The sequence below is a fragment of the Buttiauxella sp. JUb87 genome, assembly GCF_004361975.1.
In the GTDB taxonomy this organism is placed as follows: domain Bacteria; phylum Pseudomonadota; class Gammaproteobacteria; order Enterobacterales; family Enterobacteriaceae; genus Buttiauxella; species Buttiauxella ferragutiae.
On record NZ_SNVY01000003.1, the window covers coordinates 1 to 13,156 of the forward strand.

The following is a 13,156-nucleotide window of genomic DNA, read 5'->3' on the forward strand; positions in this document are numbered from 1 at the left end:
ACCTGACCCCATGCCGAACTCAGAAGTGAAACGCCGTAGCGCCGATGGTAGTGTGGGGTCTCCCCATGCGAGAGTAGGGAACTGCCAGGCTCCAAATTCAAAGCAGTAAAAGCCAGACTGTGACATCTGGTGGTAGTAAAGAAATTCGGTGGAGCGGTAGTTCAGTCGGTTAGAATACCTGCCTGTCACGCAGGGGGTCGCGGGTTCGAGTCCCGTCCGTTCCGCCACTTATTAAGCCCTGAGTCTTTTAGACTCAGGGCTTTTTGCCGTCTAAAATTCACTGAAAATTTTCTTATTATTGTTAATTTCGCAAATATCTTCTGCATTTGGATCTCTTTTTTAGCAAAGTAATCACCTCCATAATCCTCGTATAACAAATATATATCCCCCAACGAGGTAAAAAATGACAATTCCTGCATTTGGTTTAGGTACTTTTCGCTTAAAAGACGACGTTGTTATCGCATCGGTAAAAACTGCTCTTGAACTGGGATACCGTGCCGTAGATACAGCTCAAATCTATGATAATGAAGCTGCAGTCGGCCAGGCGATTGAAGAAAGTGGAGTGGGGCGTGATGAACGGTTTCTCACCACCAAAATTTGGATTGAGAATCTTGGAAAAGACCAATTAATTCCAAGTCTGAAGGAAAGTTTGCGTAAACTGCGTACGCCATACGTTGATATGACACTTATTCACTGGCCTTCACCGAATAATGCTGTTTCGGTAGAAGAATTCATGCAGGCATTGTTGGAAGCAAAAAGTGAAGGCTTGACTCGCCATATTGGTGTTTCTAACTTCAATATTGATCTGATGCAGAAGGCTATTGATACCGTTGGGGCTGAAAATATTGCAACTAACCAGATTGAGCTTTCACCTTACTTACAGAATCGCAAGGTAGTTGAATGGGCACAAGTGCAGGGGATTCATATAACGTCATATATGACGCTTGCCTATGGCAAGGCTCTGAAAGACGAAGTGATTAGCCAGATTGCACTGAAACATAATGCGACTCCGGCCCAGGTTATTTTAGCGTGGGCAATGCAGTTGGGTTACGCAGTCATTCCTTCTTCGACTAAGCGCGAGAATTTGCAAAGTAATTTACAAGCACAGGCTGTGCTTCTCGATACTGAAGATATGACTACTATTGCTGCTCTGGATTGCAATGACCGGCTGGTTAGCCCAGAAGGTTTGGCTCCTGAGTGGGATTGATTACCCATTACAGCCCCTGCGGGGGCTGTTGAACATGTTCACTCAGAAAATCAATGAACGCCCGTATCCGACTACTCACGGCCCGATCACTGTAATACACCGCGCTAAATGGCATCTCTACCGGCAGTAACTTATCAGCCAGTAATTCGACAAACTTCCCCTCAGCAATTTCCCTGTTAATCATATAGTCAGAAAGGCAGGCTATCCCATTCCCATTCAGGCAAAGTTGCTTGAGAGTCTCACCACTGTTTGAGGTTATTCCTGGTGTTATGTCATACCGTAACCCATCAGACTGTGCGACAGGCCATTTATTCAAACTCTCCGTCTCAGAAAAACCCAGGCAAATATGATCCTGAAGATCTTCTGCACATTGTGGTAAGCCATGCTGCGCTAAATATTCTGGTGATGCGATAATTTTACGGCGGCTGGTAAAAAGCGGTCTGGCTCGTAGAGTTGAGTCAGTCAAAGTACCTGCGCGTATAGCAACATCTACTTTGCGCTCAATCAGATTTATGAATGTTTCTGATGAAATGAGAGAAAGTGTCACATCCGGGTAACGTTCACGGAATGGTTTAATCAACGGCATTAAAAGATGTAGCATTACTGGTGTGGCAGCATCGATACGCAGTAAACCACGCGGGCTTTGTCTGGTTTCCATCAACTCATTTTCTGCGGTGGTCATATCTTGCAAGATCTGCTGTACGCGGCGGAAATAGCGCTCACCTTCCTCAGTCAAGCTCAACTGGCGCGTTGTACGATTAAGAAGTGTCACACCCAACTTCATCTCTAGTTTCTTTACCGAACGACTCACAGCTGAATTTGCTTGTTCGAGTTGCACTGCCGCACGACTGAAACTTCCGTTTTCCACAACGGCGACAAAAATTGCCAGTTCTTCAGAGGTGGCTTTCATTATTGCTCCTGAGACAAAATTGTATTGAGATTTTGCATATTTTTGTTATTTAACCACCTTGCCATACTGCGTGTCATCAAAAGACACCTGCTATGGAGTAAATCATGCCACTGGCACTATGGGCACTGACTATCAGTGCATTTGCTATCGGTACTACCGAATTCGTTATTGTTGGGTTGGTGCCAACAATTGCCGATCAACTTTCAATTTCACTACCTTCTGCTGGGTTACTGGTTTCAATTTACGCATTGGGTGTTGCCGTCGGAGCACCGGTATTAACTGCTCTGACAGGAAAACTCCCACGCAAACAGCTGTTGGTAGGTTTAATGGCACTTTTCACTGCAGGCAATTTGTTAGCCTGGCTGTCACCAAACTATGAAACATTGGTTGTTGCTCGTCTGCTGACGGGTCTGACACACGGAGTGTTCTTTTCAATTGGCTCCACGATTGCAACAAGCCTCGTACCTAAGGAGAAAGCTGCCTCAGCGATAGCGATTATGTTTGGTGGTTTAACCGTTGCCCTGGTGACAGGTGTTCCACTTGGGACGTATATCGGCCAGCATTTCGGCTGGCGTGAAACCTTCCTTGCGGTATCTGTTATCGGAGTTATTGCCTTAATTAGCAGCACTATTCTGGTTCCTAAAGATATCCCGATGCGAGCAGTCGCTAGCCTTAAAGATCAATTAAAAGTGATGACCCATCCTCGCTTGCTGATCATTTATGCGATCACTGCGCTGGGCTATGGCGGTGTGTTTACCGCATTCACCTTCCTGGCTCCGATGATGCAAGACCTTGCAGGTTATTCACCGGTGGCAGTAAGTTGGATTTTATTGGGCTACGGCGTTTCTGTTGCGATTGGCAATATCTGGGGAGGTAAACTTGCAGATCGCCATGGTGCAGTACCGGCATTAAAGTTTATTTTTGCTTCACTTGCCGTATTACTTTTAGTGTTTCAATTTACCGCGAGTTCACATGTTGGATCGTTAGTCACAGTGCTGATTATGGGGGTTTTTGCCTTCGGAAATGTGCCTGGTTTGCAGGTCTACGTGGTGCAGAAAGCAGAGGAATATACCCCAAATGCGGTAGATGTTGCCTCTGGACTAAATATTGCCGCATTTAATATTGGGATAGCATTAGGATCGATTATTGGCGGACAAACAGTACAAAGCTTTGGTTTGGAGCAAACCCCATGGATCGGGGCGGTTATTGTCGCTGGTGCATTACTGTTAATTAACTTCAGTGGTCGGCTTGATACACGCCGTGAAATTGCTATCGGTTAACCTACGCGAGCCAGATTGTTAGCAATTACTTACGGTCTTGTTCAGCAATGGTTTGAATTGGTCGTTGAAACTCGACTCTAAAGTCCCTATAACTGAAAGACAGCCTTCGATGTGGAGGCTTCTTTGGTTACAGGAGTCATTAGTAAAAACGTGCGCAAAAATACTTATGCCATGAGATATGTTGCCGGTCAGCCAGCAGAACGCATTCTGCCTCCAGGCTCATTTGCGACTATAGGTCAGGCATTGCCGCCCGGAGAACCCCTGCCGAGTGAGGCATCATTAAAAGTATTGGTATGGAACATCTTCAAGCAACAGCGCGCAGAATGGCTTTCAGTGCTGCAAAATTTCGGGAAAGATGCCCACCTGGTTTTATTGCAAGAAGCGCAAACTACGCCTGAACTGGTTAGATTTGCCACCAGTAATTATCTGGCGGCAGACCAGGTACCGGCTTTTGTATTGCCTCAACATCCTTCAGGCGTCATGACGTTATCTGCGGCACATCCTGTTTATTGCTGTCCATTACGCGAAAGAGAACCGATTTTACGTCTATCTAAATCCGCATTAGTGACAGTTTATCCATTACCTGATGGGCGGCTGTTGATGGTCGTTAATATTCATGCTGTGAACTTTAGTCTCGGCGTGGATGTGTACAGCAAACAACTTGGTCCAATTGGCGACCAAATTGGTCACCATAACGGCCCAGTTATCATGGCAGGGGATTTCAATGCCTGGAGCCGCCCACGTATGAATGCGCTTTACCGCTTCGCTCGTGAAATGACATTACGCGAAGTGCGCTTCACTGACGATCATCGCCGTCGTGCATTTGGGCGCCCACTCGATTTCGTGTTTTACCGTGGTTTGAACGTCACAGAAGCCTCTGTTCTGGTGACTCGCGCATCTGACCATAACCCTCTACTAGTCGAATTCCGTCCCGGCAAACCTGAGCTGAAGTAAGGTTAGTCAGGTCTGCCATCGGGCAGACCTATGTGCTGCCCTTTCTTATCATCAACTGCAAGGACAAGACAATGACAACACAATCTCACCATGACAAAGTCGATCAGCAATTTGGCTCACAGGCTAGTGCCTATCTGACCAGTGCGGTTCATGCTTCTGGTCGTGATCTCGAACGCCTCAGTGAACGCCTGGTGGCATTTCCACAGGCTCGATTACTCGATATGGGATGTGGGGCCGGGCACGCGAGCTTTATTGCGGCAGCGCAGGTGAGGGAAGTTGTTGCTTATGATCTCTCAGAGCAAATGCTGGCTGTGGTGAATGAAGCGACTAAAGCTCGTGGGATCAATAATGTTGAAACTCAGCAGGGTTACGCTGAAGTCTTACCTTTCGATGATTGCTCATTTGATGTTGTGATAAGCCGTTATTCAGCCCACCACTGGCATGATGTCGGTAAAGCGTTGCGTGAAGTAAGGCGCGTATTGAAACCTGGCGGTGTTGTCATTTTCATGGATGTGATGTCTCCGGGACACCCTGTGTTAGACATCTGGTTGCAAACGGTAGAAGCATTACGCGATACCTCTCACGTGCGTAATTATTCTAGTGGCGAATGGTTGAGTCTGTTTAATGACGCAGGGCTGAGCTCACAAAATCTGTTGTGCGACCGCTTGAATCTGGAGTTCTCAAGCTGGATTGCGCGGATGAGAACACCTGCAACGCTGGCTGACGCTATTCGGATGTATCAGCAAAGTGCATCTGATGAAGTGCGGCGCTACTTTGAATTGCAAACGGACGGTTCGTTCACAAGCGACATTATCATGCTTGAAGCTAAACGAGTGTAAGTGATAAATAAAAAAGGCACCTAAAAGGTGCCTTTTTCTTTGATTAACAATCACGTATCAGGTGTAGAGTTGTTGCCAACGTACAGTGTTAGCTGATCGCCAGGTTTCAGATCGTCAGTATCATCGTTCCAGCGCAATACATCTTTAATGTTCACGCCGTGACGTTTTGCAATACTCGACAATGAATCACCCTTACGAACCTTGTAAGTGATGCTATCGTTTTTCGCTAAACGCTCATCGCCTTTTTTGACGCTAAGTGTTTGACCAACTTTGATATGTGCGCCGCGGATGCCGTTCCAGCTTTGCAAATCTTTAGAGCTCACGCCTAAGCGTGTAGCAATGCTCGATAAGGTATCCCCTGAACGAACACGATAAGATTTGTTGCTGCCTGCATTAGCTCTGTTATCAGCGACTAACGTAGGTTGCACTGCTGCAATTTCACCTGCAGCCAAAGAGGCTTTAAGCTTATCAGCATGCTTTTTAGGTACCATTACATAACGCTGATTTTTGCCTATCGTCGAAGTTTTAACCCCAGCGTTGAACGTTTTCAGCGTACTTAATGATATCCCGGCCATTTCGGCAACCTGCGTAAGCTCAACCGGATCACTCACTTCTACACGTGCTAATGCACGGCTTTCGTCAGTGGTCGGCAGGCGTACACCGTACTTTTGGCTGTTCTTGAGAATATCACTCAAAGCCAGCATTTTAGGTACGTAAATCTTGGTTTCCCGTGGCAGTGAAAGCGACCAAAAATCTGTGGGCAAGCCACGCGCTTTATTCGCTTTCATTGCCTTCAGTACACGACCTTCGCCGCTGTTGTACGCCGCCACGGTTAACAACCAGTCGCCGTCAAACATCTTGTTCAGACGTTGCATCATATCGAGTGCAGCAGTGGTTGAAGCCACTACATCACGACGTGCATCGTATGCTTTGGTCTGTTTTAAACCATAATTTCGACCCGTGCTCGGTACAATCTGCCAGATGCCAGCGGCATTCGCAGATGATGTAGCGTGGGGGTCAAAAGCGCTCTCCACTATGGGTAGCAGTACTAGTTCCATTGGCATGTTGCGTTTCTTAACTTGCCCGGCAATCCAGTACATATACGGCTCTGCCCGTAATGTTACATCGTGGAGATAGCTCTTATTCTTAAGGTACTTCTGTTTCTGTTCGCGGATCCGGGTATTTTCCGGTATCCCCATCTTTAGCTCGTCGCCAATGAAGTTCCACAAGTTTTGGTTATCTGCGAGATATGTCCCATCGTCCATCCATCGCGTACTTGTGTACTTACCTGCTTCACCTTGACCAGCTGCAGACAGACTCTGTGCGTGCTGTTGGATGTTGCCGTCATACTTTGACGCCTGGCACCCCACAAGCAGGACAGAGGCGAGTAATATCGCTTTTGCCTTCATGTGTGTGTCAATAGTTGCTTAAAAGACGAGCAAGAATACCTTCAGCTTTCCAACAACACAACCAGAAAATTCAGAAAGAGTCTTTCTTTGTCCGTAACCAGGCAAATATTTGCTGTGGTTGTTGCAAGTTTGTTTCTTTAGAAATTTTTTCTTTTAAATCAAGGTCATTTGTTTTTAAAAATAAATTTATATTACGCTCAATTGCCAGGGAACTGGGTAAGGTTGAGTGGTTTTTTGCGCGTAACTCCTTAACTTTTCGACAATAACGGTTTAACTCATCATCGTCAGGCAAGATAGATAAGGAAAATTTCATATTTGAAAGCGTGTACTCATGTGCACAACAAATTAACGTATCAGCAGGGAGTTTGTTAAGCTTTTGAAAAGAATCATACATATTCTCGGCGGTACCTTCAAAAAGTCTGCCACACCCCCCGGAAAACATCGTGTCGCCGCAAAAAAGATAAGGTTTACTATAGAAACAGATATGTCCTAAAGTGTGACCGGGTGTAGCAATAACGCTAAATTCACACTTCAAAATATTGACCTTATCGCCCTCTCTGACTACCCGGTTCGTTCCCTTATCTTGTGTCTCTTCGGGCCCATATACCACAAGGCCTGGGTACTTTTTGAGAAGTTCTTTTACACCACCTACATGATCGTTGTGATGGTGTGTCAGTAAAATGGCTTCTGGCTGCCAGTGATTCTCTTCAATCGCTTTTAGCACCGGTTGAGCCTCACCAGGGTCCACAATGATACATTTACCCTGCTCATCATTCAGAACCCAGATATAGTTATCCTGGAATGCGGAAATACTGTTAAGATTCATAATTCGACCTCTTTGAATTGCGCTAAGAAGGTAGTGATGAAACCGGCAAGGATACCTGAAAATTTCATTTCACCGCATCATTGGGGAGAACTCCCGTGGGGCGAGTACTACCGTGAGGCACTGGAAACTCAACTCCAGCCCTGGCTTGCTAAAATGTTTGGTTTCCATCTATTGAAGATAGGCAACCTAAGCGCTGAAATTAACACTGAAGCTTGCGCTATTTCACATCAGGTTAATGTCGCACTTCAGGGCGACAGGCTTCAGGTTAATGCCGATCCACTTCATTTACCCTTTGCGGCGAAATCTGTAGATGCTTGTATGTTGGCCCATACATTGCCCTGGTGCCAGGATCCTCACGGATTACTGCGTGAAGCCGATCGGATATTAATTGATGACGGATGGTTAATTCTGAGCAGCTTCAACCCGATGAGTTTGTTAGGTTTGGGCAAAACAGTGCCATTTATGCGCAAGCGCACGCCGTATCATTGCCGAATGTTTACGCCGATGAGGATTTTCGATTGGTTGGCATTGCTGAATTTTGAAGTCATGCACCAGCGAAGTTTCCAGGTTTTACCCTGGAGTAAACAAGGCGGAAAAATGCTGAGTACTCACTTGCCAGCGCTGGGCTGCATGCATGTCATAGTGGCGCGTAAGAGGACCTTGCCACTTACGCTTAACCCAATGAAAAGCCGAAAAGCGAAAACGCAAATCCGCTCGGCAGTTGGCGCTACCAGGCAGTTTCGGAAAACGACTAAAGTTTCGTCACCTCTGGTTGATAACCAACATCCTCAAGAGTTGGATTAGAAGCGGCAACGCGTGCCAGTTCATCGCAGCGTTCGTTTTCAGGGTGGCCGGCATGCCCTTTCACCCATTCCCAACTGATTTTGTGCTCGCTCAAAGCCGCATCAAGACGCTGCCATAGGTCGACATTTTTCACTGGTTTTTTATCGGCAGTTTTCCAGCCGCGCTTTTTCCAGTTATGGATCCATTGGGTAATTCCCTGGCGAACATACTGACTGTCGGTGCTGAGCACAATGTCACAAGGCTCGATTAACGCCTCAAGAGCAACAATAGCGGCCATCATTTCCATGCGATTATTCGTCGTCAAACGATAACCGACACTAAAAATTTTTTCGTGTTGTTTGTACCGTAGAATGGCGCCGTATCCACCTGGCCCTGGGTTACCGAGGCAAGAGCCATCGGTGAAAATTTCTACCTGTTTACGCATCTCTGGTAGACTTCCTGTGATTAAAAAACCAAGTCTGACATAAACGAGCGCCATGAGCACAGCAATTACACGACAGATCGTTCTCGATACTGAAACCACCGGTATGAACCAAATCGGTGCTCACTACGAAGGGCACCGCATTATTGAAATCGGTGCGGTTGAAGTGATCAACCGCCGCCTGACAGGCAATAACTTCCATGTCTACTTAAAGCCAGACCGGCTGGTGGACCCGGAAGCATTTGGTGTCCATGGAATTGCCGATGAGTTTCTGGCGGATAAACCAACCTTTGACCAGGTTGCTGATTCGTTTATGGATTACATCCGCGGTGCAGAACTGGTTATCCATAACGCATCGTTTGATATCGGGTTTATGGACTACGAGTTCAGTAAGCTCAAGCGCGATATCCCAAAAACCAATACTTTCTGCAAAATCACGGACAGCCTTGCACTCGCACGTAAGATGTTCCCTGGCAAGCGTAACAGCCTCGATGCTCTTTGCTCGCGCTACGAAATAGACAACAGTAAACGAACGCTGCACGGCGCATTGCTCGATGCCCAAATCCTGTCTGATGTCTATTTAATGATGACCGGTGGGCAAACCTCTCTGAAGTTTGCTATGGAAGGGGATGTTCAACAGCGTAGTGGAGACAACGGTATTCAGCGTGTTGTCCGCCAGAGTTCGGGCGTACGCATCATTCGGGCCAGCGATGCAGAATTGGAAGCACATGAGTCGAGACTTGATTTGGTAGAAAAGAAGGGTGGAAGTTGTCTGTGGCGCATGTAAAAACAGCATTGATGGATTAAAAATAACCGTTTGGGTGAAAATAGCGGCAAGCGATTAGATTTATAAGAAAAAACATTGACGCTCATGAGTGCAATACGTAATATCTGCCTCGTTCCCGACGGGGAACAAACGCGGAGCGGTAGTTCAGTCGGTTAGAATACCTGCCTGTCACGCAGGGGGTCGCGGGTTCGAGTCCCGTCCGTTCCGCCACAATCAGAAAGCCTGAATCAGAAATGATTCAGGCTTTCGTCGTTTCTGAAGCCTAATCTTTTGAAGCAACAACCTGTCCGTTATATCCCGCCACTTCACTCTCTATTTCCGCACGTGCCAGCCAGCGGTAACAACCTGCACTCAGGAATGCACCGATAAACCAGCTAAAGTTAGCTACTTCATGCAGCGATGGAATAAAGCTGATGGTCAGGCAAACGGCGACTGAGGGCAGTAGTGCCAGAATCGCTTTGGGATTGAAGCCACTTTTGTACCAGTAACGCCCTTTTGATGTGTCATCAAACAGATCCTCGACATAAATTTTGCTGCGTTTAATGATATAGAAATCAGTTAACAAAATGCCGAACAGTGGTCCAATGAACGATCCCAGCACATCGAGCGTGTAGTGAATAAGTTCTGGCGACTGGAACAAATTCCACGGGGTCAGCAGTACTGAGCCTACTGCCGCAATCATGCCACCGGTACGGAAGCTGATTTTCTGTGGTGAGCAGTTAGAGAAATCGAAAGCCGGTGACACGAAATTCGCCACGATATTAATACCAATGGTGGCGGTGATCATGGTCAGCAAACCAATTGCCATTGCTAGGCTGTTACCAACGTGGCTGACGGTTTCGATAGGGTCGGTAATCATTTTGCCGAACAGCGATTGTGTCCCGGAGACAATGATCACGGTAACAATAGAGAACAGTAAGAAGTTAAATGGTAGCCCCCAACGGTTACCACGGCGGATCTCTTTCATACTCTTGCCGTAACGCGAGAAGTCACCGAAGTTCAGCAGTGGACCGGAGAAGTACGAAACCACCAGAGCGATTGCAGTCAACATCTGCCACGCTTGCTCACCAGAAGTCAGTTGTTTGCTGGCAAGCGTAAATGAAATGCCATCAAAGCCTGTCTGATACAAAATCCAGCCAGCCAAAGCCATCATCACGATGTAAACCGCAGGCCCGGCGATATCAATAAAGCGCTTAATCGCGTTCATACCGTGCCAGAACACCATCGCCTGCAGCACCCACATAATGCCGAAACAAATCCAGCCGAGATGTGAAAGCCCGAGGAAGTGCCCGGTGGTCATGGGTGCCAGTGATGGCCAGAATTTCAGCATAACCAGCATCAGGGCGTTGGCTGCCAGCCAGGTTTGTATGCCGTACCAGGCGAAGGCGATTAACCCACGAATTACCGCCGGAATATTGGCACCGAACACGCCAAATGCCTGACGGCAAATCACTGCGTAAGGTACACCAGCCATTTGGCTTGGTTTGGCCACCAGGTTCGCACAAAGCTGAACGATGCAAATCCCGACTAACAGGCAAAGCAAAACTTGCCAGCTCGCCAGCCCCAAGGTGAAGAAGCTGGCGGCGACCACGTAGCCGCCCATACTGTGGACATCGGACATCCAGAAAGAAAAAATATTGTACCAGGACCATGTCTGGTTGCGCGTCGGCGCCAAATCTTCATTGCATAAACGTGGGCTATAACCGGCGTTATCGTTCATGGCTGTCGTGTTGTGTTTAATACCTGGCATGATATCTGCTCCCTAATAAAAACAGATGCTGACGGATTGTCTGAAACCTTTGTTGCAGGAACCAGGCCAGGTTTGATTTTTTAGCAGCAAGACGCAAACCGCGGACTACGAAAGCAGAAAATGAAGAGCATCCAGGAATGACGCGCCTTTTCATGGTGCAGATGTTTAATTTTTTGCCCAGAAGTGGTGCTAATCACTGGGCTAACGGAACCAAAAGGAGTGAACGTGAAGAAACATTTGATTCAGGTAGTCAATCCCAACACCAATGTGGCGATGACCCACACTATCGCCGAAGCGGCTCGCAGCGTAGCCGCAAACACCAGCGAGATTATTGCTGTCTGCTCCTCACAGGGTGTGGAATCGATAGAAGGACATTTTGATGAAACGATTGCTGCTATCGGAGTTCTTGAGCAAATCAAACGCGGTAAAGAGCAGGGAGTCAGCGGCCATGTGATTGCCTGTTTTGGTGACCCCGGTTTGCTGGCCGCGCGTGAACTGGCAACTGGGCCGGTAATAGGTATTGCCGAAGCTGCGATGCATACCGCCACAATGGTTGCCACGCGCTTTTCTATTGTCACCACTTTGCCGCGAACGGTGATTATTGCCCGTCATTTACTTCGGCAGTATGGGTTTGAGCATCATTGTGCCGCGCTGCACGCCATCGATTTGCCGGTTCTGGCATTAGAAGATGGCACGGGTCTTGCTCAGATGAAGGTACGCGAGCGTTGTATCCAGGCCATAAAAGAAGATAACAGCGGGGCGATTGTGCTTGGCTGCGGGGGGATGGCAAATCTTGCCCGTGAGCTAACGGCCGAATTGGGTGTTCCTGTTATTGATGGCGTCACCGCTGCGGTGAAAATGGTGGAATCCCTCATCGCACTTGGACTTGGAACCAGCAAACACGGTGATCTCGCGTATCCGAATAAAAAGCCGTTATCAGGCTGTTTTGACATGCTGAGTTGATGTTCTGGCTCGGCTCATAAGGAACCGAACCATGAATGAAGTAGCGAAAAATAAGCGCTATCACTTTACCGAGAACTATCCGCGTGACATGAAAGGTTATGCGGGTAAACCACCTCATGCGCAATGGCCGAATAACGCCCGAGTCGCCGTGCAGTTTGTGCTGAATTTTGAAGAAGGCGGTGAGAACCATGTTCTGCATGGCGATGCCGGATCTGAACAATTCCTCTCCGATATTATCGGTGCCGCCAGCTTCCCCGACCGCCATATGTCGATGGATTCACTGTACGAATATGGTTCCCGCGCGGGTTTCTGGCGTATCCACAATGAGTTTCAAAAACGCGGCCTGACGATGAGTATTTTCGGCGTCGCAATGGCGCTGACGCGAAATCCTGAAATCGTCGCCGCGATTAAAGCGGCGGATTACGACGTGGTGAGCCACGGCTGGCGCTGGATCCACTATCAAAATCTCGATGAAGCGACTGAACGCCAGCATATGCACCAGGCGATCGAAATCCTGGAGGATTTGTTCGGCAGCAAGCCGCAGGGTTGGTATACCGGCCGCGATAGCCCGAACACGCGCAGGCTGGTGGCGGAAAACGGCAGCTTCCTTTACGACAGCGATTATTACGGCGACGACTTGCCATTCTGGAGTGAAGTGACCTGTAGCGACGGTTCCATCAAGCCGCATCTGGTGGTGCCATATACCCTGGATGCCAACGATATGCGCTTTGCCACCGCGCAAGGTTTTAATACCGCCGAGCAGTTTTATACCTATCTGAAAGACAGCTTTGATGTGTTGTACGAGGAAGGGGAAACCGCGCCGAAAATGATGTCTATCGGCATGCACTGCCGTTTACTGGGGCGTCCGGGGCGATTCAGGGCGTTACAACGTTTTCTGGATTATGTGCAGCAGCATGATGATGTGTGGATTTGCCGCCGTCAGGATATTGCCGAGCATTGGGTGAAGACGCATCCGTTTAAAGGCTGATTTGAGTGGCTGCGGGTA

The 13,156-nt window shown here is 47.9% G+C and carries 12 protein-coding genes, 2 tRNA genes, 1 rRNA gene and 1 pseudogene; 11 read left to right on the top strand and 5 right to left on the bottom strand.

What is annotated here, in order from left to right:
• The 3 genes from rrf to dkgB form a co-directional block, all read left to right on the top strand.
• Window positions 1-90: ribosomal RNA gene (gene rrf / locus EC843_RS12085) — 5S ribosomal RNA — on the top strand; the annotation flags it as partial.
• 60 nt (window positions 91-150) lie between these two features.
• A tRNA-Asp gene (locus tag EC843_RS12090) sits at window positions 151-227 on the top strand.
• A 176-nt stretch (window positions 228-403) separates the two neighbouring features.
• Window positions 404-1,207, top strand: coding sequence for a 2,5-didehydrogluconate reductase DkgB (gene dkgB, locus EC843_RS12095; RefSeq protein WP_133522304.1), 804 nt, complete (start codon window positions 404-406; stop codon window positions 1,205-1,207).
• A gap of 8 nt (window positions 1,208-1,215) precedes the next feature.
• On the opposite strand, the pseudogene yafC reads toward dkgB, so the two are convergent.
• A pseudogene (gene yafC / locus EC843_RS12100) lies at window positions 1,216-2,117 on the bottom strand (DNA-binding transcriptional regulator YafC); the annotation flags it as partial.
• Window positions 2,118-2,221: 104 nt separating this feature from the next.
• Here yafC and EC843_RS12105 point away from each other — a divergent pair.
• From EC843_RS12105 to EC843_RS12115, 3 genes are all read left to right on the top strand, one after another.
• Entirely contained in the window at window positions 2,222-3,397 is a 1,176-nt protein-coding gene (locus EC843_RS12105; protein ID WP_133522305.1) for an MFS transporter, read from the top strand.
• Window positions 3,398-3,547: 150 nt separating this feature from the next.
• Window positions 3,548-4,351, top strand: coding sequence for an endonuclease/exonuclease/phosphatase family protein (locus EC843_RS12110; RefSeq protein WP_064549333.1), 804 nt, complete (start codon window positions 3,548-3,550; stop codon window positions 4,349-4,351).
• A 71-nt stretch (window positions 4,352-4,422) separates the two neighbouring features.
• Window positions 4,423-5,190 carry a class I SAM-dependent methyltransferase gene (locus EC843_RS12115; RefSeq protein WP_133522306.1) on the top strand — a complete coding sequence of 256 codons (768 nt, stop codon included), beginning with the start codon at window positions 4,423-4,425 and terminating at the stop codon, window positions 5,188-5,190.
• 50 nt (window positions 5,191-5,240) lie between these two features.
• Here the strand turns inward: EC843_RS12115 and mltD are convergent, their stop codons facing one another.
• Window positions 5,241-6,599, bottom strand: coding sequence for a murein transglycosylase D (mltD, locus tag EC843_RS12120; RefSeq protein ID WP_064549329.1), 1,359 nt, complete (start codon window positions 6,597-6,599; stop codon window positions 5,241-5,243).
• A gap of 70 nt (window positions 6,600-6,669) precedes the next feature.
• Window positions 6,670-7,425, bottom strand: coding sequence for a hydroxyacylglutathione hydrolase (gene gloB, locus EC843_RS12125; RefSeq protein WP_064549327.1), 756 nt, complete (start codon window positions 7,423-7,425; stop codon window positions 6,670-6,672).
• Window positions 7,426-7,461: 36 nt separating this feature from the next.
• Here gloB and EC843_RS12130 point away from each other — a divergent pair, with 36 nt between their 5' ends.
• Window positions 7,462-8,229, top strand: coding sequence for a class I SAM-dependent methyltransferase (locus EC843_RS12130; RefSeq protein WP_074388609.1), 768 nt, complete (start codon window positions 7,462-7,464; stop codon window positions 8,227-8,229).
• Here EC843_RS12130 and rnhA read toward each other — a convergent pair.
• On the bottom strand, window positions 8,177-8,752 hold the full coding sequence (rnhA, locus tag EC843_RS12135) for a ribonuclease HI (protein WP_162303012.1): 576 nt from the start codon (window positions 8,750-8,752) through the stop codon (window positions 8,177-8,179). The genes EC843_RS12130 and rnhA overlap by 53 nt on opposite strands.
• On the opposite strand from rnhA, the gene dnaQ reads away from it, so the two are divergent.
• The gene (gene dnaQ / locus EC843_RS12140; RefSeq protein WP_064549323.1) at window positions 8,706-9,437 is read left to right on the top strand and encodes a DNA polymerase III subunit epsilon; all 732 of its coding nucleotides are present in this window, start codon (window positions 8,706-8,708) and stop codon (window positions 9,435-9,437) included. The genes rnhA and dnaQ overlap by 47 nt on opposite strands.
• A 133-nt stretch (window positions 9,438-9,570) precedes the next feature.
• Window positions 9,571-9,647 (top strand) — tRNA-Asp (locus EC843_RS12145).
• Between the two features lie 52 nt (window positions 9,648-9,699).
• Here the strand turns inward: EC843_RS12145 and EC843_RS12150 are convergent.
• The gene (locus EC843_RS12150; protein ID WP_064549321.1) at window positions 9,700-11,187 is read right to left on the bottom strand and encodes an NCS1 family nucleobase:cation symporter-1; all 1,488 of its coding nucleotides are present in this window, start codon (window positions 11,185-11,187) and stop codon (window positions 9,700-9,702) included.
• Window positions 11,188-11,412: 225 nt separating this feature from the next.
• Here EC843_RS12150 and hpxA point away from each other — a divergent pair, with 225 nt between their 5' ends.
• Together hpxA and puuE are read left to right on the top strand one after the other, a co-directional pair.
• Complete coding sequence (gene hpxA / locus EC843_RS12155) at window positions 11,413-12,150, top strand: allantoin racemase (RefSeq protein ID WP_074388607.1); 738 nt, start codon at window positions 11,413-11,415, stop codon at window positions 12,148-12,150.
• Between the two features lie 31 nt (window positions 12,151-12,181).
• Window positions 12,182-13,138, top strand: coding sequence for an allantoinase PuuE (puuE, locus tag EC843_RS12160; protein ID WP_133522307.1), 957 nt, complete (start codon window positions 12,182-12,184; stop codon window positions 13,136-13,138).
• Window positions 13,139-13,156 lie beyond the last annotated feature (18 nt).